A 19,974-nucleotide genomic window follows, 5' to 3' on the forward strand; every position below is an offset into this window, starting at 1 on the left:
GCGGTTGTTAGATAGTGCGCTTCCTGACGGCGAGCAGGCCGCCTGCCGCCAGGAGAAGCAGAAGGGAGGTAGCGGGTTCCGGGACTACCAGGCCATTGGAAATCCAGTCCAGATGGAGGGCGTTTCCTTCGTCCCAGCGCAGTTCCCAGCGCCCCAGTTCCAGAGAGGGGTCATAGCCTTCCAGCCCCAGATTCCCCACCGTGATGGTAGCGGAGTCGGAGAGGGAGGAGAGGATTTCAGAGAAAGTCCCGTCCATGTTCGTGACGCCGGACGCATCCATGACCAGGTAGGACTGGTCCCTCTGCCAGATGGAGGAGGTGTAGTCCACCTGGTCGTCGCCCAGGGCCAGCGTCCCTCCCAGCGTCAGGGTGTCCGCATGCAGTTCCAGGCTGATCATGGAGCCGCGGGAGAGGTCAATCGTGATTCCGTTGGAAATATCAATGGCATTGGCAGTGATGGAGAAGCTGCCTTCGCCCGTTCCGAGGATGGAGACGTTGTTTCCCAGCGTCAGCGTGTCTGCATTCAGGCTGCCGGTTCCCATGACGGACAGCTCCGTTCCGTCCTCCAGCCTCACGTCCGCCGCATTCAGGGCGGCCTGTTCGCCAATGTGGAGGCTTCCTCCGCTTACGGTGAAGGAGGTTCGCGCTTCTTCCGTGCTCCAGTCTGCGGAATGGTAGCCGTAGGTTGCCCCGCTGCTGACGGAAAAGGTGCCTCCGTACATGGTCGTATTGGCCCGGATGCCGGACTGGCTGTTTGCGCCGGACATGGCGACCGTGCCTCCGGCCCCGGCGGCGTCATTGACGCTGATGTCCACGACGGATTCGTCCTGGGAGCTGAGGCCGTCTTCAAAGAGGATCCGGCGGTTGTCCGCCGCATTGAAGGAAGCCATGGCGCCGTCGTTGAAATGGATGGCGTTGTAAACGCTTCCGTCCTGGACTGTGTTTCCGCGGAAGATGATGTCCGCCTGGTCCGCCGTCAGGGAAATGGAGCCTCCTCCCTGCAGGTTGATGGCGCCTCCGGCGTTTTCCGCACTGTTGTTTTCAAACAGCACCGTCCCGGTGTTGCCGGAAATGGCAACGTTGTAGGCGTCCAGGGCTCCCCCTTCATAAGCTGTGTTGCCGGAGAAGGAGGCGGCGCCGGAATCGGAGATGGTGATGTCCCCGTAGGCTCCGATGGCGCCTCCGTAGGTGGATGCGTGGTTGTCGGAGAAGGTCAGGGCCCCCACTCCGGAGAAGGTGACGTTTCCATCCGAATAGATGGCGCCCCCGCCGCCGTCCCGGGCCTCGTTGCCCGTCATGCTGAAGGAGGCGGCGGTATTGACCGTTACGTCCCCGCCGGACCAGATGGCGCCTCCCGCGCCCGCCTCCGCCAGGTTGCCGGAGAAGGCCACGTGGCCCACGCTGGACCATTCCACGGTTTCATAATCGTTATTGATGGCGCCGCCGTTTTCTCCGGCCGTATTTCCGGTGAAGGAGATGTTTTCCGCGATGTCGGAGAAGGTGAGGCTGCCCGTGGTGCCTCCCGTATGGATGGCGCCCCCGTGGGTCATGGCGGAGTTGCCGGAGAAGCTGATGGCGCCCGTGCTGGTGAAGGAGGCTCCTCCGGAGGCGTAAATGGCTCCGCCGGAAGCGCCGGAATCTGCGCTCACGCTGTTGTTGCTGAACGTAAGGGCTCCGGTGTTGCTGAAGGCGACCGTATCATTGGCGGCAATGGCCCCCGCGCCGTAAAGGGCCTCTGTATTGGACATGTCGGCGGCATTGTTGGAGAAGGTCAGGCTGCCGATGTCCTGGAAGGTGACGTTTTCCGAGAGAATGACGGCCCACTTGGCTCCGTAGTTGTCAATGTTGATTCCGTGGCCGCCCGTGAAGGTGATGCTCTGGAGGGTGTTGTTATACCCGCGGCCGCCTGTCCAGCAGTTGACGTTTGCTCCCAGGGCTCCCAGATTCTGGTCCGCCGTGAGCGTAAAAACGGTATCCGTATCCGTCAGCACGCTTCCCGCCCAGGCCTTGGAGCCCAGTTCCAGGGCGGCGCGGGTCATGATGTTGAGCGTGCCCTTGTTGTTTTCCGTGTTCAGGAGGATGCCGCCTTCATGCCAGTTGACCATGCAGGCATAGGAGCTGCCGCCCATGTCCAGCGTGGCTCCGTCCTGGACGTCAATGACATTGGCAAGAGTGTGGCCGTTCATGGAGAACAGGGCTCCGGAAGCGATGCTTACGTTGCCCAGATTGCTGCCGGCGCCGAAGGCGTTGTCCACCTCCAGCGTCAGCTTGCCCGCATCCACGCGGACCGTGCGGCCGGAGGAAATCGTATTGGCCCTCTGGATGACCAGCTCTCCGGCGCCGGATTTAATGAGGCTCAGGCCGGAGAAGTTGGCGGTGGTGGGGTCTCCGTATTCGCCGGACGTGTTTTTATTGGCAAAAACCTGGTTGAAGTAGAGTACGGAATTTTCTCCGATGGCGAGCGCCAGCGCACTGCCGGCTTCGGTTTCGCAGACAATGGCATCCTGGTTCTGCGCATTGGAGGAAGTCCATGTAAGGGTCTGGTTGGCTCCCAGTTCAATGGTGGCCGTCGTGCCCCAGCCGGCGATGTAAATGCCGCGGCTGGCCGTGCCTCCGGATTCATAGCCCTGGGAAATGACGATGCGGCTGGAGGTTCCGGAAGCGAATTTAAGGGCGTAAAAATTGTTGTGCAGCTTGCCCAGGGAGGCGGAGTCATACCCGAACTGGTTCAGTTTGAGCGTTCCTCCGTTCAGCGTAATGGTGGGAGACTGGAAATTGGCTGTATAAACGCCGTTATGAAACAGGCGGCCGTTGCTGGCATCCAGCACGGCTCCGGAGGCAATGTTGATTTTTCCGTTAATCCGGTTGTTGTCACTGGCGGTGATGTTTCTTTCCCCGGTGAAAACCAGGGTGCCCGCGTTGATGTTCCAGACGCCGCTGGCCGTATGCGCTCCATCCAGGGTAACCGTTCCGGCGCCTGTCTTGGCGAGCGTGGCGGAGCCGGTGAGGCTGGTATCCCGGACTTCATAGGAGTCTTCCGCATTGGGGGCGTCCAGAATCAGCCCGGTATTGGAAAGAGTGGCGGAACCTCCGTTGTTCCCGGCAGCCGCGCCCGTCAGGGTAAGGGAACCTCCGTTCAGCGTGATGGCCGCACCGTTGTAAAGCATTCCGGACGCAGAGATTCCGCTTCCTACTGTGATGGAGGAATCCGTCTGGAATTGGGCCGTATTTCCATTGCTCCAGTCGGCGGAGGAATCATCCAGCCGCCACGCTCCGGAATCCGTCCAGGAGCCGTTTCCTCCATTCCAGAGGTAGTCCGCCGCATGGGCCGGGATGCAGGAGAGACAGCCGGCGAACACGCCGAAGAACAGTGCGGTAATTTTCATGTAGGTTCTAACAGATAGAGTGATAGTGAATAAAAAAGGGAAAACAAGAACGAACTTGTTTTCCCTTAAAAAAAATCAGGGGACTTAACCCCGGCGGCGGCGCATGCACGATAGGGAAACCAGCCCCAGCAGGCTCAGTGTGGCCGTGGCGGGTTCCGGAACGGGAAGGGCGGGGTTGGCCGCCAGCGCGGCTATTTCCCCGTCATTCAGGACACCGGCATATAATTGGAGGTCATCCATGGTCGTATTGGCGGTGGACGCCAGCTTGAGTGACTGCACGTCTCCGGTGAAATTGACTCCGGAGGCCGTGATTTTCTTCTGCCCGTCCAGATAAATGTTCAATTCCCCGTTCTGGAAGGTGATGATGATGTTGGAAAAGGAATCCCTGGAAATCGTCAGGTTGGCCCAGTTGCCCACGTTTCCGCCGCAATAGGCCGCCCATGCCCCGGCGGTGGAGGCGTCGCCGGAATCCTTCTGGAGGTACATGTTCTGGCTGTTGCCGGATGTGAAGGTCAGGATGCTTTTCCATATAGCCGAGGACGATGTATTGCCGGGGGAGTAGTCCTTGACGGCAATGGAAAGGCTGAAACCTTCCGTAGCATTCAGCCCCAGTCCCGTACTGGAGGAGCCCAGCGTCAATTGTCCGCCGTTCGTGCGGCTGTCATAGCCCCGGCCTTCATAGCCATCGGTATAATTCATCCAGCCTGATCCGCTGAACGTGGCGTTGCCCGCATTTGGGCCGGCCAGATTATTGTCATTTAAAGATGACAGGTTTCCGTCAAGCTTGTTGAAATCATAAAAATATTTCAATGTGGCGGCCTGGGCTCCCAACCCTGAGCAAAGCAGGAACATCGTAAGATACAGAGAGGATTTCATGAAATTATTAAAAAAATTACTGAATGGAGCCAGTATCGGATTTACAATCCGGAAGACCGCTTCAAATTCAATAACTTCTTATAAATAAATAAGGTTTCCGTATTAGGCGTTGTTTATTATTCCTACTTTATATGTGGGAATATTTGCCGTTACTTTTTTGAACTCAAAAAAATAAGTTGACTTCCGGATTGTAAATCCGCGGCGGAATTATCCTGTTATGCATGATTAACTTATGAAAAATAAAGCAATCATGGTTGAATCAGGTATAGATCAAAATACCGCGAAATCTCCCGTCTTTTAATAGAAATGCGTGAATGCCTATTGCCCCCCGGAGGGCGGAGATTCATCTGGAAAGAAATGGCCGTTCCAGGCAGCGGAACGGGTTTCCTTCAATTCTTTCCATGCAGGGAAGGAACGGGAGCCTTCGCCGGGAGGGTGTACAGTTTTTCAATATCGTCCAGATACCGGGAAATGGGGGTATTGGCCGGCTGTTCCTGTTCACGGAGCAGTTTGACGGCTGCCGCGTAGGAGGCGAATGTCTTGCCGGTTCCGGACCGCGTATTGATTTCATACCAGTCCATGTAGTCCCGGACGCGCCGGGCGGTTTTCATGGATAGCTCCCTGATTTCCCGAAGCTGCCCGATTTTCGGGGCGGCTTCCCGGCCGTTGATTTTTCCGGTCTGCATCAGGGCCACAAGCTTGGCGTATTCCACAATGACGGGCCGGTAGGCGGGGAAGGAGCGCCGACTGAGGTTGAGCAGACTGCCGGATATGTTGGAAAGCTGCCTGTTCAGGTCCGTCAGGGAATTGGCCTGGTCCAGATTGTCCAGGGGGAAGGTGACGGTCGTCCGGGTGTCCGGATCGTATTTGACCAGGGTGAGGGCTTCCTGCAGGTGACGTTCCGTTTCCGTGATCGTGAGGGTTTCCGTCAGGGGAGGAGTCGCCATGCGGGAAAGCTGGAGCGTCCACCATTTATGAAGGGAGGAGGGGGTCAGGTTGAGCTGCGGAAAATGGCGCTTGATGAGATTCCTGGGATCGTCATTGCCCAGAATGGCCTGGTCCAGAAGCTGTTTCATCCCTTCCGGACCGTTTTCCTGGTTCAGCAGGCAGAGCACCAGCGCGCCGCAGGAGGTTTGATAGGCGGCGTAGGAGGTGGCGTCCAGTTCCTTTTCCGGTTCCGGGCAGTTCAGGATTTCTTCCGGGGTCATGATGCCGGATTGCTGGAACAGGGTGGAGTACATGGCCCGGTCCGCTTCATTGGTGTGCCACAGGACGGCCTGCTCCAGCCCGGCAATCAGCCAGGGGGGCAGCGTTACTTCGTCCGGCAGTCCTTCCGGGTCCACCGTGCGCAGCATCATCTCATAAAGCAGGGTGGAGACGATGGCGTGGCGCAGCCTGTCCTGGTTGATGCCGCGTCCCAGGTGAATGAAGATGTTGTAGGAGAGGGTATTCCCCACAATCACGGTCTGCATGCGGATGGGGTTGGCCGGAACCGGGCTTCCCGGCTCCCCTACCAGACGGATGATGATGTTGTTTTTCCATTCGTCAGGCTGCTTGAGGATTTTCACCAGGGCCGTGCGTATGGAGTCCGCCCGCGTGGCAATGGCCCCGGCCAACAGGGAATCCATCCCTGTAACGTGAAATTGCTTGGAAGCGGAAACGCTGGTGAACGGCTGCCGTTTGACGGACTGTCCTTCCGTTCCGGCAGGGGCCGCGGCCGGATGCTGGGGAGCGGGGGGTACGGCGCTCACGTTGGAGCTGCCCTGCAATACCGGACGGTCAGAGGCGTCATCGATCAGGGCGGTGTCCGGAACGGGAACGGGGGAAGCGGCCTGCGCTTCCGCGGAAGGGGCGTTCCCTGCCTCCTTCTGTTCCTGCGCCCGAACGCAGGGGGGCAGGAGAAGGGCCAGCAGCAGAAGGGCGCATGTTCCTCTGAATTTCATCAATGGGAAAAGCTTAGTCGAATTGTTCCGCCAGACAGCCGAAGTCTTCTTCCGCGTGCCCTTCACGGCACAGTTTCCCCATGATGGAGGAGACCAGCGCGGCAGCGGGCGTGTGGATTCCCTTTTCAGCGGCCAGTTCCTGGGCGTAGATGCTGTCTTTCCGCATATTGTCCAGGGAGAAGTGGGTGGAAAAGTCGCGTTCCGCCATCAGGGGCAGCTTGAAGGACGCCAGGGGGGAGGCGATGACGTTCCGGGAAATGGCCTGCCCCAGCAGTTGAGGGGAAATGCCGTATGCCTGGGTGATGGCCAGGGCTTCGCTCAGGCTCTGCACCATGGTGGCGGAGACCATGTTGGTGACCAGTTTGACGACGGTTCCGGCCCCAATCCCCCCCAGGTGCAGGATGTCACGGGAACTGTGTTCCAGTACTGGCCGCACGCGGTCCAGAGTGGAGGAGTCCGTTCCCGCATAATAGACCAGCTCCCCTTTTTCCGCCGGAAGGCGGGATCCGGTGAACGGGCAGTCCACATACGTGCAGCCGATGGCGGAGCACATCAGGGAGAGCTTGCCGACGGTGGCCAGGTCAATCGTGGAGTGGTTCAGGATGACATGTTCCGGGGTCAGCGCGCCCCTCATCTGTTCAAATACTTCCAGACAGGCATTCCTGTCTTTCAGATAGAGCTGGATGATTTTGGAGGCGCGGGCCGCGTCCGCCGGGGTGGGAACGGCTTCCGGAAAGTCTTCCCGGGGCGTCCGGTTCCAGACGGTGACCTTGTCACCCAGTCCGGTCATGTGGCGTGCAATCCGTGAGCCGATGAGGCCCAGTCCTAAAATGGAAACTTGATACATGGCGTTTTTCAGGAGAAAAAGGAAGGGGCGGATCCGTCAGGAACCGATGCGGAAGCGGCTTCTCCTGCGGGGTGCTTCCTGTTTTTCCGGCTTGGGCGGTTCCGCTGCGGCGGTGGCGGTTTCCGCAGGAGGCTGTGCGGCAGGCGCCGCGGAGGCCGTTTCCCTCATCTGGTCCGCCAGGGAGACGGGCCCGGCTTCCGGACGGTGGCTGACCACGACCTGCTTGGGCCCGGCAGAGGGCCTTTCCAGGGCATTGGGGTCCTCCGCCACATGGGCGGGCACCTCATAGGCATCGTGGGGAATGGCGGATGGATCGCTTACTGCTGCGGCCAGGCGCATTTCATCCTCGTTCGCGGCAGGCGAGGGAGCTTTGTCCGGAGCCTGTTTTTTGCGGGGAAGGGTGGTGGTCCCGGTGATGGCGAGTTCCAGGTCGGAATCCGGCAGGCCGCCGCTGCGGATGGCGGCGTCATAACTCTTGCGTGCCTGCGCCGTACGGCCCAGCCGGGAATAAGTCCAGGCCAGGTTGAAGTGGGCGTCCGGTGATTCCGGCTGGATTTTCAAGGCGTTTTCAAAGTGGCCCACCGCTTTTTCATAGTTGCCTGCGCTGGTTTCCAGGTTGCCCAGGTAAAGCAGGGCTGGAGCGTTGGCCGGGTCCAGCCGGACCGTTTCCGTCAGGGAGGCGATGGCGTGCTGGTCCTGCCCGGCGCGGTACTGGGCCACGCCCATCATGAACCATGCGGGGGAGGAGGCTGCATCCAGTTCCGTGGCCTTTTTCAGGTATTCGATGGCTTCCTCCGCCTTGTTGCGCTGGAGCAGGATGGTGCCCAGGTTGACCAGGGCCGGAACGTGGGCCGGCTGGAAGTCCAGCAGGGTGCGGTACAATTGTTCCGCAGCGGCGTAGCGTTTTTTGGCGAAGGCCTCCGCGGCTCCCTGTCCCAGGGCTTCCGCTTCCAGCTTCCGGCGCACCGTGGCTTCCATGCTCCTGTTCAGAGCTTTTTCCTGCTCCGGCGTAATGGCTCCGGCGGAAATGGCGGCCAGGCGCGCCTGTTCGGCGGAACGGGCTTTCAGTTCATCCATCTGCCGGGTTAGCTCCTCCACTTGAAGGTTTTTCTGTTCCAGGGCCTTCTGGGTCCGGGCCAGGGCTTCCGCATGGCTCTTGTCATTCCTGGCGGATTTGGCCGCTTTTGTCTTCGTCTGGCTGCGCGCCAGTTCCAGTTCCCTGGCAAGCTGGGCGGCCTTGTCGCGTTCCGCGGAAAGGGCCTGGGCCAGCTTGTTGATCTTTTCCTTCTGCTGGTCCGTCAGGGGGATGTCTATCTTGTTGTCTCTGGCGATGACGTTGACAATCTGCTTTTCCGCCGGGGTGAGCTTGATGGCTTCTTCATTGTCCATCAGGGAGGCGATTTCCGAAGTGTCCGCGTTTTCCTGGAGCAGGCGCTTGTAAGTGCTGATGAGCAGGGAACGGCTCTGGTCCTGCACGGAAAGGATGCGGAGCTGCTTGGCGATTGTGGAGCGCAGCAACTGGTTTTCCTCCAGCAGGAGAGGGCTTTTTTCCGGATTGGCTTCCAGTTTGGACAGCTCCACATCCGCATTGATGAGCTTGGTGTTCAGCTCCGTAATGCGCTTGCGGTAGCCGATGTTTTCATCCCGGATGGCAATCAGTTTCTGCTTCAGGTCCGCGGATTCCTCCCGCGCCTCTTCCAGGGCTTTCAGGTTGGCCTTCCGCTGTTCTTCGGAGTCGGACTTGGCCGTTTCCAGGGCGGCGATTTTATCCTGAGCGTCCTTGAGCTGGGCCGCCAGAGTCAGGTTGCGGTCCAGCAGGTTTTTGGTTTTGTCCGGGCTGTTGAGTTCCACCAGGGCGGCCAACTGGTCGCGGTCCTTCTGGAGGGCGTTTTTCTCATCCGTGACCTTGGCCAGCTTGTCCTGGTGCTCCTTGAGCTGAATTTGGAGATCGGCAATCTGCGCCAGATACTGGACTTTTTCCTGTTCCAGCGTGGTGACTTTCTGTTCCAGCTCCTCCACCCGCTTGGTGAGGGTCTGGAGGAGCTTGTTGCTGGTCTTTCTCTCATCCTCCATCTGCTTCTTGACCTTGAGCAGTTCGTCCCGGTAAACGGATTCTCCGGCGGACGCTATGGCCAGTTTTGCCAGAATGTCCTCCTGTTCCTTGCGGGTGCGCTTGAGCGCCTGGATCAGGGCCTTGTTTTCAATGGTGGTTTTGTCCAGCAGCCTGCGGATGCGCTCGTAATTGCTTTCCACTACTTCCGGGGCCGCTCCGGGGGAAACGGACGGGGACGGGATGGTGTTGACGAGGGATTCTCCGGGGCGGGAAGGGAACTCCACTCCCTTGTAGCCCGGAGGAAGGACGATGTTGGGCTTGGGCCTGGGTCGCTTGGGCACGGCGGCCGGACGTTCCAATTCCAGGCCGGGGCCTGATGAAACGGCGGCGGCCTGCTGCTGCGCCAGCTTCTGCCACTGGTCCAGCTTCTCCCTGTTGAGCTGGCGGCGTGTTTGAAGAAGGTTGGGCCGCCATTGCGGATAGGCCTTCACCAGGCGTCCCAACTTTTCTTCCGCCTGTTGCGTCAGGCGGATGGCTCCTATGTAGTCGCGTTTTTCCACCAGTTCGGCAGACCTGGTTACCAGCTTTAACGCTTCCAGGTACATGTCCGTGGGGTCCTGCCTTGTCCCGGCGGAAACGGGCATGGGACCCGGCACATAGGCGCCCTGGGCCAGAAGGGGCAGGGCGCCGCAGGTCAGGGATAAGGCAACGGCAATGCCAAGAGGTAGAGGAGTCATCATGGGGAGAAGCTTTGTTTACATACTGTAAACCATCTTGAATCGCAAGGATAAACCGTGTCTTGTGCTTGTGTTCGCGGGGCCCGGTGCTAGACTCTCCTCAATCCTTGATTTTTCTGATGAATATCTCCGTTTTAGACCGTTTTTTAAAGTATGTTTCCGTGGGTTCCCAGTCTGATGCGGATTCCCGCAGCGTTCCGTCCACTCCCGGCCAGACGGAACTGGCCCGGCTGCTGGCCGGGGAGCTGAAGGCGCTGGGAGCCCAGGCGGAGCTGGATGAAGCCTCCGGCATCGTGTACGCCTCCATCCCGTCCAACGTGGAGAGGGAGGTTCCCGTCATCGGCTGGGTGGCTCATGTGGACACGGCCCCGGGCGTCTCCGGCAGCGGCGTGAAGCCCCGCATCGTGCGCTCCTACGACGGCGGAGACATCGTCCTGAACCGGGAACAGGGCATCGTGCTTTCCCCCGCCGTTTTCCCCGAACTGGCGGACTATGCGGGCCAGGACCTGGTCGTGACGGACGGAACCACCCTGCTTGGCGCGGACGACAAGGCCGGAGTGGCGGAAATCATGGATATGGCCGCCTCCTTCCTGCTGCATCCCGAACGGCCCCACGGCGAGATACGCATCGCCTTCACGCCGGACGAGGAAATAGGCCGCGGGGCGGATGCCTTTGACGTGGAGCGCTTCGGCGCGGACTTCGCCTATACTGTGGACGGAGGAGCCCTGGGGGAAATCGAATATGAAAATTTCAATGCGGCCTCTGCCGTGGCGACGGTGCGCGGCACCGGCATCCACCCCGGCAGCGCGAAGGGCAGGATGCTGAACGCGTGCCTGGTCCTCATGGAATTCCAGGGAATGCTTCCCGCGTTCCAGAATCCCGCCTTTACGGAAGGATACGAAGGCTTCTACCATTTGGACTCGTTCCGGGGGGATGTGGAACGGGCGGTCGGGGAGTACCTCATCAGGGACCACGACACGGCGGAATTTGAGCGCAAGAAGGAATTCATGCAGGAGTGCGCCGCCCTGCTGAACCGGAAGTACGGGGAAGGAACCGTGCAGGTGGAGGTAAAGGACTCCTATTACAACATGAAGGAAAAAATCCTCCCGCACATGCACCTGGTGGAACATGCCCGCAGGGCGATGGCGGCCGTGGGCGTGGAGCCGGAAATTATCCCGGTGCGCGGCGGTACGGATGGAGCCCGTCTTTCCTTCATGGGGCTGCCGTGTCCCAACCTGTGCGCCGGAGGCCACAACTTCCACGGAAGGTATGAATACGTTCCTGTCCGTTCCCTGGAAAAAATTTCCGCCATTCTCCAGGAAATCGTTTCCGGCTACGCCCGGTACGGTTTGGAACCTCCCGCCGGAAACTAGCGGAACGGCGATGGAGGGCGGCTTTGCGGCTCCGTCTCCTGGGAGCGGCAGGCTCCTGCCTTTCGTGGCGCGGAAGCTTTCGTTTAAATAGCCGCCAGGGCAGGGAGGCTCTGGCTCCCAGCGTGGTGTGCGGCTGTGAAAAGGGAATGGCGGGAATGTTAATCGGGCGTCTATTAGGGGCCTGTCAGCCATCCCTGAACATTGGAAAGGACCTCTTTTCCGGACCGTGGAATCCCGTGGGATTCCTAATCCGTGAAGCTGCGGGAAAGTGCTTGCTTTTTTCCCTCCCGTCATGATCATGGCGGCTCACCGTTTTTGATAACCCCCGCATACACACATTTTGATATGAGCGTGATTCCCAATGTCCTGGCTGAAAGGTACGCCTCCGCCGCCATGAAATCCATCTGGTCCGCAGAGGGCCGCATCGTCCTGGAACGCGAATTCTGGATCGCCGTGATGAAGGCCCAGAAGGATTTGGGGCTGGATATTCCGGACGGCGTGATTGAAGCTTACGAACGGGTGAAGGACCAGGTGAACCTTCCCGCCATTGACGCCCGCGAACGCGTCACGCGCCACGACGTGAAGGCGCGCATTGAAGAGTTCTGCGAGCTGGCCGGCTGCGAGCACATCCACAAGGGCATGACCTCCCGCGACCTGACGGAAAACGTGGAACAGCTCCAGATATGGAAGTCCATGCAGATCATCCGGGACAAGGCCGTGGCCGTGCTGAACCGCATGAGCGCCCTTGCCGGACAATGGAAGCACGTGACCATCGCCGGCCGCACGCACAATGTAGCCGCGCAGACCACCACCATGGGCAAGCGCGTCGCCATGTTCGGGGAAGACATCGTGCACGGCCTGGGTTCCTGGATTTCCCTGATGGACCGCTACAGCGTGCGCGGGCTGAAAGGCGCCGTGGGCACCCAGCTTGACCAGCTCTCCCTCTTCGGGCAGGACGCGGGCCGCGTGCTGGAGCTGGAAGACCGCGTGTGCGCCCACCTGGGCATTCCCTCCAAGTGGATGAACGTGGGGCAGGTGTATCCCCGTTCCCTGGACTTTTCCGTGGTTTCCGGCCTGGTGGAGCTCACCTCCGGCTGTTCCTCCTTCGCCAAGACCCTGCGCCTGATGGCCGGCCATGAACTGGCTACGGAAGGCTTCGCCAAGGGGCAGACCGGTTCCAGCGCCATGCCGCACAAGATGAACGCCCGCTCCTGCGAACGTGTCAACGGCTTCCACGTCATCCTGAAGGGCTTCCTGATGATGATCTCCGGACTGGCCGGGGACCAGTGGAACGAAGGGGACGTATCCTGCTCCGTGGTGCGCCGCGTAGTCATGCCGGATTCCTTCTATGCCGCGGACGGCCTGTTTGAAACCTTCCTGACCGTCCTGAACCAAATGGGGGTATATGAAGCCGTGGTGGCCGCGGAACTGCGCCGCTACCTGCCTTTCCTGATGACCACCACCATCCTGATGGAAGCCGTCAAGCGCGGCATTGGCCGGGAAACCGCCCATGAGGTGATCAAGGAACACGCCGTGGCCGTCTCCAACGACCTGAGGGCCGGAAAAATCATGGAAAACAACCTGCTGGACCGCCTGGCGGAAGACGGTCGCCTGGGCATTGACCGGGCGGACCTCCAGACCATCTTTGACTCCAACTCCTCCGCCACGGGCATGGCGGACGCCCAGGTGGAAGCGTTCCGCTCCATGGTGCAGGAGCTGACGGACAGGTTCCCGAACGGCGCGGGCTACCAGCCCGGAGACATCCTGTAAGGGCGCCGTACCCTCCGGTACGCACTTTATTCCCAGACTTCCCAGACGCCGTCCATCCGGGCGGCGTCCGTTTTTATGCCGGATGCGTACATGCTTTTTCAATTTCTTTACGTCAGGAGAGCTTGACGAATCAGAAGGATGCCAGTAAGCTTGAATCCAGTAAACGGGCGCGTACGTTGCATGCGCCTTCGCAAGCAACCCTCCTGTTAAACAATTTTCAATATGGAAAACCAGCAGCTCAGCCTTTTGGACCGTGTGTACACCGTTCTCAGAAAGAGAGGGGAAGAAACGGAATGGATTACTTCCGCGGACAACCACAACCTCAGAACGGGCATCGCGTTCGTCCCCTGTGATACGTTCACGCCCGTGAGCCTCCTGTACACGATGATTGATCGTCCGGAGACGCTGGTGATTGACGTGCTTTTTGCCGCCAAGGTGCCTGAAAACCGCCGTGTGGAAGTCAGCATCATCCTCAGTGAGCTGAATGCGGACCAGACGGCCGGCGCCTTCCAGCTGGACCCCAACAGCGGATACGTCTACTACCGCCAGTCCTTCGTTCTGGAAGGCATGGACCTCACGGAAGCCCAGTTTGCCCAGTTGATGAAGAACATTGAAACCGTGGCTGTGGAAACGGCGGAAGCCTACTCCCACATCATGGAGACGGAATATCCCAAATAACGGGCCGCGTTCCCCCCGGAGCTGTTCATGAGCGAGGCCCCTCAAAAAAAGGGAACATCCTGGTCCATAGGCATCGGCCTGGGGATCGCGGCGCTTTTGATAGGAACGGCCATTTTAACGGACCCGTCCGTCTCGGGCTCTGCCGGAGAAAAGGACAAGGCGGCCACAGGAACGGTGGAGCCGCTGCATTTGCAGACGAACACTCTTGCCATTTCCGCGCCCGGCATCGTGAAGGCCTCCCACCTGACGATGCTTTCCCCCGGCGTTTCCGGGAAGGTGGACAAGGTGCACCCCCTCTTCAGCGCGGGAGAAATCGTCCTGAAGGGAACGCCCCTGCTGGAGCTGGAAAAATTTGAATACCGTGCACGCCTGGCGAACGCGCAGGCTGGGCTGGAACAGGCTCGCCTGGATGTATCCACGGAACAGGCGGAAGCCCTGAAAGCCATCAAGAAGACGTACAGCTCCGTCTCCAAAAGTGGAAAAGAGTCGGAACTGGTGCTCCGGGTGCCGCAGCGACGGGCCGTGAACGCGCGGCTGAACGCCGCGGAGGCGTATGTGGCGGAAGCGGAACAGGCCCTCCGGGACACGGTGCTGGAAGCTCCCTATACCTGCCAGGTGGTGGAATGCTCCGTGGGAGCCGGGGCCCGCGTGGTTGCCGGGCAGCCGGTGGGGAAGGTGATTCCCCTCCAGGAGCGGATGATACGGGTTCCCGTGCCGCTGGAAGAATTTTCCGCATTGCCCAGGGATGAACAGGGCAGGGTAAGCACGGCGCTGACCGCCTCCTGCGTGCTGAACAATGGAAAACGGCTGCAATGGCTGGGCCGCGTTACGGCGGTGGACGCCGCACTGGATACCGAGCGCAATTCCGCCGTGCTGATAGCCTCCCTGGAGCCGAACGCCTCCCATGTTTCCGAATGGCAGGTGGCCCCCGTCAACATGGCCCTTCAGGTAAACATCAGCGTGCAGGTTCCCGCCTCCGCGTGGATTCCCGCCTCTGCCGTCCGGGATGGAAGCTCCATTCAGGTAAAAACCGCGGAAGGGATGCAGGAGCGCAAGGTGCGCGTGGTGGCGTTGAAAGACGGGAAAGCCCTGGTAACTGTTCCGGAATTACGGGACGGGGACGCTTTGGCTCTTTGATATTCCCTCCGGGATTTCTTCTTCCCCCATTTTTTCCGAGGGGGCTTGTCCCTTTCAAAAGGCGCTCCGGAAATCAGGCTCCGGAGAGGCCATAAAAAAACCATGCCGCCCGGAAGGGGGAGGCATGGCGTTGCGCTCAATGGCCGGCGGCCCATGGGTCAGTGTCCGTTCGTTCTCATGTCGAACACCAGCACCTCAAAAGGTTGAAGTTCCAGGCTCACCGGCTTGCCCTGTTCCAAATTCAGCGTTTTGACGCGCTGGTCCGGGTAGGAGGCCTTCATGGGGAAAACGGCGGGCACTCCCTTGACGGGTTCAAAGACGGTTGACGCATCCAGATCAATCGTCCGCGGCCGGTCGTCCGGATTGCGGAGGGCCAGCGTGCAGCCCCGCGGGCTCCATGCCGCATAGCCGTACGGTTCCAGCTGGTTCGGGTTGCCGCCCACCCAGTGCACGTCGGCCAGGACGTCCTGGAAGCGCCGGGCCCAGCGGGCCCCGGCCGCCACATCGTCCCACGCCTTTTTGTCCATCATGGACGGCGTGAGATAAAGTTCCTGGAGATTGGCTCCGGAACCGAAATAAATGCGGGCGTCGTTCTTCAGGTCCCTGTTGTCCTGCTTCCCGTCCTCTCCCTTGCTGACGCGCGCGGCCTGGAACTTGGTGCCCAGCACCATGCCGTGGTGCATGATGGAGTTCAGGGGATAAAGCGGGCCGGGCTTGACGATGACGTTATAGCAGGCCCCGTCGCGGAACGTGATCCACTGTTCGCGGTCGTCTCCCTTGCCCGTCCAGCCTACGTCCGCCGTACCGCTGCGCCAGGTGGAATCCACATGGTTGAGCCAGAAGGGGGAGGGCCAGGTGCCTACCGTCGTGTTGATGAACAGGCGGGGATTCTCCCGACGAAGGTCGTTGGCGATGGAAAGAAGGGCCATGAAATGGGGGCTGATGCCGTCTCCGGCCTTGTCCCACTTGAAATAGGTCACCTTGTCCTTCTTCATCAAGTCGGAGCAGCGTTTTTTGAACCACTTGTAATACTGGGGGCAGGAAAGGTCGAATCCCGCGGCGTCCGCCGGGAGAATGCCTTTGTCCTTGGCATGCTGAACCCTCTTTTCCGGGCCGAAATACCCTCCCAGCGGAGAAATCCAGATGCCGAAGCCGGAAGGAATCTTCCCGACCGCCTTGACTACAGGTTCAAACCCGTGCGGGAATTTTTTGGTGGAGGGCTGCCAGAGGTCTTCATTAACGTCGTCCCAGCCGTCATCCAGCACGAAGCCGTCCAGCCTGACGTGGCGGGAACCCAGTTCCTTCCTGTATTCCCCGGCTGTCTTGACGAGCGTCTTTTCCGTGGGGTCCAGGCCGTCGTCATACCAGCCGTTGTAATGCAGAAACTGACGGTAGGGCGCAGCCCGTTCCCGTTCCAGATAATAAAGGAACCCGCGGCGAAGCTGGTTCTCCGGCCATACGCCCAGCACCGTGGTGAACGTCTGGGCGTTACCGCTGCCCATGGGAAGGTTGCAGTCAAACCCGACGGTTCCCGTTCCTCCGGCGGCCTGGGCCCTGGCTACGGGAAGTTCAATGCCGGCAAACGTGCCTTCCCGCTCGCTGACCAGTGGGCTGCCCGGTACGGTGCCCTTCACGGCCAGGGTGGGATCCTGCAAATCAATCAACTGGACTTTCTTCAAATCCACCTCCTTGGACGCTTCAATCCGGTAGGTTTCCTTGACGTAGGAGGAACCCTCCCTCAATTCCGCCTTCCAGTGAACCGTCAGCCCGCTGTTTTTGTCCCGGAAAACGGCGGAAATAACGGCCCCTTCCAGCCGTTCCCCCAGGCGGAGGCCGGCGGAATGCCCTTTCAATGCGCTGATGGCGGGAACTCCTTCCATCACAAACCGGGAGGAGGGGAGATTGTAGGCGTCCTTCTCCGTGGAAAGGCGGAACAATTCCGGAGCCTGGGCGCCGGTGGCGGCCTTTTCGTCCTTGGCACCCCGCTCCTTGTTCACGATTCCCAGGGGAATCAGCCTGCTGCCGTCCACCTTCCATGAGGCGCTCAGAATATTGTTGCTTAACGTATAAACATCCCCTTCCCGGTGGGCGGCGGGGGCTCCCGGTGTTGTTCCCGGATAGGTTACGGACGCGGCGGCTGTCTGAAAGCAAACGCAGGAACAGGCAGCCAGGGCAATTGCCGGCAGGGATGATGAGTGCATAATCCGGAAGAATCCGCAATCGGGAGGCATCCGTCAATTCAAAAATACGGGGGACGGGAGGGGCGGTCCGCGCCCCTGGTCCGCCGCAAAATCCTAGTGGGCTTCCAGCCAGTTATTCCCCGTTCTGGCTTCTACCAGAATGGGAACGCCGTTGGGAAGGGGAAGGGCGCCGATCATGGCTTCCTCAATCTTTGGAATGAGCTCCGTCTCGTCCTTGTGGAGGTCCACCAGCAGCTCGTCGTGAATTTGCAGGATAAGGCGGGACCTGGTGCCTTCCAGCAGCTTGTCCACATGGATCATGGCTATCTTGATCATATCCGCCGCGGTGCCCTGGATGGGGGTATTGATGGCGGTGCGCTCCGCGGCGGACTTGATGGTCTTGTTGGCGGAATTGATCTCCGGAATCATTCTCCTGCGGCCCAGCAGCGTTTCCGCGTAACCGGCCTGTTCCGCCTTGTGCACCAGGTCCTCCATGAAGGACTTGACCACGGGGAACTGGATGAAGTAATTTTCAATCAGCGTGGCGGCCTCACTGCGGGGGCAGCCCAGCCGCTGGGAAAGGCCGAAGGCGGAAATGCCGTAAATGATGCCGAAGTTCACCGTCTTGGCCGCACGGCGCATGACGGCGTCCACCTGGTCGCGGGGAATGCCGTACACCCTGGCCGCCGTCTCCGTATGGATGTCCCGGCCTTCCCGGAAGGCCTCGCACATGGCGGGGTCTCCGGAAAGCGCCGCCATGATGCGCAGCTCAATCTGGGAATAATCCGCGGAAAGCATGGTGTACTCCCCGGAGGCGGGGACGAAGGCCGTGCGGATCAGGCGCCCCTGTTCCGTTCTTACCGGAATATTCTGGAGATTGGGGTCCTGGGAAGCCAGCCGCCCGGTAGCGGTCAGCATCTGGTGGAACTGGGTGTGGATGCGGCCGTCCCGCGGGCAGATGTACCTGGGCAGCGCGTCCAGGTACGTGCTCTTCAGCTTCATGTTCTCCCGGTAGGCCAGGATATCCGCCACAATGGGATGCTGGGGAGCCAGGGCGGAGAGGGTATCTTCATCCGTCACGAACTGGCCCGTCTTCGTCTTCTTGGGCTTCTTCACCAGCTCCAGCTCCCCGAACAGGAAATCGCCGAGCTGCTTGGGGGAATTCAGGTTCAGGGGATGGCCGGCGGCCTCTTCAATCTTCTCCCGCAGGCCGTCAATAATGGCTCCCACCTTGACGGAAGCCTCTTCCAGGGATTCCGGAAGCACGCGGATGCCGGTGAACTCCATGTCCGCCAGCACGGGGAGAAGAGGCAGTTCCACCGTGCGGAACAGCTCCTCCATGCCGCTCTCCTTCACCTGCTTTTTCAGGATGGCGGAAAGCTGGAGGGTAATGTCCGCATCCTCCGCCGAATATTTGCCCATGACCTCCACGGGAATGCCGCTGGTATCCAGCTCGCGCTTCCTGGCTCCCGGCGCGGCAATGTCCTTCAGCTTGATGGTGGAATATTGCAGCAGGTTCTCCGCCAGAAGGTCCATGCCGTGCTTCATGCCGGGGGCGATCAGGGCGTGCGCCAGCAGCGTGTCAAAAAAGGGGCCTTTAACCCGTATGCCGTTGGCGCGCAAAACTTCCAGATCAAACTTCAGATGGTGCCCGGTCTTCTCCGCAGGGCCTTCCAAAAGCGGCCTGACCGCTTCCAGGTCCGCCGGACCGGAGACAGGCATGTACCATGCCTTGTGCGGTTCCGCGCAGAAGGCGACGCCCAGCAGCTTGTCCGTGAGGGGATTCAGGCCCGTCGTCTCCGTGTCGAAGCACCAGGAATCATGCTTTTCCAGCTCGGCAACCATGGCGGAACGGGCTTCCTCCGTATCCGCAATGATGTACTCGTGCTTGAAATCATCCACCGTTTTCAGATGGCGTTCCTCAAACAAATCCATTTGGCCGGAACCGTTCTGCCGCGCGTCCGCCGCCGGGGCGGCGGGAGCCTCCGCCGGGAGCTGTTCCGCCTGGGCCGGAGCAAACAAATCGTCCGCAGGGAGGGGGGACTTCCTGGCTTCCGGCGCTTTTTTCCCGAACAGCTTGGCCTGCATGGAACGGAACTCAAGCTCCTGAAGGAGGGCCAGCAGCTCTTCCGGACTGGGATCTCTTTTGACCAGTTCAGGCAGGGTCACGGTCAGGGGAACGTCCCGGTCAATGGTAGCCAGTTGTTTGGAAAGGGTCGCCAAGGCTCCGTTTTCCTCCACGATCTGCCTGCGCTTTCCCTTCAGCTTGTCCGCATTCGCCAGCAGGTTCTCCACGGTGCCGAACTCCCCAATCAGCAGTTTGGCCGTCTTTTCACCCACGCCGGGAAGCCCCGGAATATTGTCCGAGCTGTCGCCCATGAGGGCCAGGATGTCGATCACCTGGTCCGCGCGTTCAATGCCCCATTGTTCCTTGAGCTTTTCCAGGTCAACCACCTCGTGGTCGTTGCCCCGCTTGCCGGGTTTCCACAAATAGCAGGTGGGGGAAATGAGCTGGCCCAGGTCCTTGTCCTGGGAAACCATGTAGGTCTGGAACTCCTTCGTGCCGTCCGCGATGCGGGCCAGCGTGCCTATCGTATCGTCCGCCTCATACCCCTCATAGCGCAGGATGGGAATGTTCATGGCCTCCAGAAGCCTGAAAATCAGGGGCATCTGGTAGCTCAAATCTTCCGGCATGGACTCCCTGTTGGCCTTATAGGCGGGGTAAAGCTCATGGCGCGCCGTGGGGGCGGAAGTATCAAAGCAGGCCGCGATGTGCGTGGGGTGTTCATGCTCCAGAATGCCCAGCAGCGTATTGGCGAAGCCGTACACGGCGGACGTGTTGACGCCCTTGGAATTGCGGATGGGGTTGGAGAAAAAGGCAAAATGGGCTCTATAGGCCAGAGCCATTCCATCCAGAATAAAAAGGCGCTTGGAAGGGGAATCAGTCATTTCTGCCCTACTTTACCATGCGGCCCAGCGGTAGGCTACCGTTAAA

Annotated in this window: 11 protein-coding genes; 4 read left to right on the top strand and 7 right to left on the bottom strand. The window is 60.0% G+C overall.

The window, feature by feature from the left end:
- Positions 1 to 7: 7 nt before the first annotated feature.
- The 5 genes from HJW02_RS02145 to HJW02_RS02165 all read right to left on the bottom strand — a co-directional run bounded on the left by HJW02_RS02145 (position 8) and on the right by HJW02_RS02165 (position 9,844).
- Positions 8 to 3,385: an autotransporter-associated beta strand repeat-containing protein gene (locus HJW02_RS02145; protein WP_208050592.1), complete on the bottom strand. Its 3,378-nt coding sequence runs from the start codon at positions 3,383 to 3,385 to the stop codon at positions 8 to 10.
- A gap of 84 nt (positions 3,386 to 3,469) precedes the next feature.
- Positions 3,470 to 4,261, bottom strand: coding sequence for a PEP-CTERM sorting domain-containing protein (locus HJW02_RS02150; RefSeq protein ID WP_022398261.1), 792 nt, complete (start codon positions 4,259 to 4,261; stop codon positions 3,470 to 3,472).
- 389 nt (positions 4,262 to 4,650) lie between these two features.
- On the bottom strand, positions 4,651 to 6,204 hold the full coding sequence (locus tag HJW02_RS02155; RefSeq protein WP_102722082.1) for a hypothetical protein: 1,554 nt from the start codon (positions 6,202 to 6,204) through the stop codon (positions 4,651 to 4,653).
- A gap of 13 nt (positions 6,205 to 6,217) precedes the next feature.
- Positions 6,218 to 7,051 (bottom strand): NAD(P)-dependent oxidoreductase, encoded by an 834-nt coding sequence (locus HJW02_RS02160; protein ID WP_022398263.1) that lies wholly within the window; start codon positions 7,049 to 7,051, stop codon positions 6,218 to 6,220.
- Between the two features lie 36 nt (positions 7,052 to 7,087).
- The gene (locus tag HJW02_RS02165; protein WP_022398264.1) at positions 7,088 to 9,844 is read right to left on the bottom strand and encodes a tetratricopeptide repeat protein; all 2,757 of its coding nucleotides are present in this window, start codon (positions 9,842 to 9,844) and stop codon (positions 7,088 to 7,090) included.
- Positions 9,845 to 9,960: 116 nt separating this feature from the next.
- On the opposite strand from HJW02_RS02165, the gene pepT reads away from it, so the two are divergent.
- The 4 genes from pepT to HJW02_RS02185 all read left to right on the top strand — a co-directional run bounded on the left by pepT (position 9,961) and on the right by HJW02_RS02185 (position 14,799).
- Positions 9,961 to 11,214, top strand: a complete 1,254-nt coding sequence (gene pepT / locus HJW02_RS02170; protein ID WP_102722094.1) for a peptidase T — start codon at positions 9,961 to 9,963, stop codon at positions 11,212 to 11,214.
- A gap of 345 nt (positions 11,215 to 11,559) precedes the next feature.
- A complete protein-coding gene (gene purB / locus HJW02_RS02175) occupies positions 11,560 to 12,984 on the top strand; it encodes an adenylosuccinate lyase (RefSeq protein ID WP_102722081.1) in 1,425 nt (474 codons plus the stop codon).
- 222 nt (positions 12,985 to 13,206) lie between these two features.
- Positions 13,207 to 13,662 (top strand): YbjN domain-containing protein, encoded by a 456-nt coding sequence (locus HJW02_RS02180; protein WP_022398267.1) that lies wholly within the window; start codon positions 13,207 to 13,209, stop codon positions 13,660 to 13,662.
- Between the two features lie 27 nt (positions 13,663 to 13,689).
- A complete protein-coding gene (locus HJW02_RS02185; protein ID WP_102722080.1) occupies positions 13,690 to 14,799 on the top strand; it encodes an HlyD family efflux transporter periplasmic adaptor subunit in 1,110 nt (369 codons plus the stop codon).
- A gap of 158 nt (positions 14,800 to 14,957) precedes the next feature.
- Here the strand turns inward: HJW02_RS02185 and HJW02_RS02190 are convergent, their stop codons facing one another.
- Entirely contained in the window at positions 14,958 to 17,000 is a 2,043-nt protein-coding gene (locus HJW02_RS02190; RefSeq protein WP_102722079.1) for an alpha-galactosidase, read from the bottom strand.
- 93 nt (positions 17,001 to 17,093) lie between these two features.
- Entirely contained in the window at positions 17,094 to 19,928 is a 2,835-nt protein-coding gene (gene polA, locus HJW02_RS02195; RefSeq protein WP_102722078.1) for a DNA polymerase I, read from the bottom strand.
- Between the last annotated feature and the right edge of the window lie 46 nt (positions 19,929 to 19,974).

The organism is Akkermansia sp. GGCC_0220 (genome assembly GCF_017566105.1).
Taxonomy (GTDB): domain Bacteria; phylum Verrucomicrobiota; class Verrucomicrobiia; order Verrucomicrobiales; family Akkermansiaceae; genus Akkermansia; species Akkermansia massiliensis.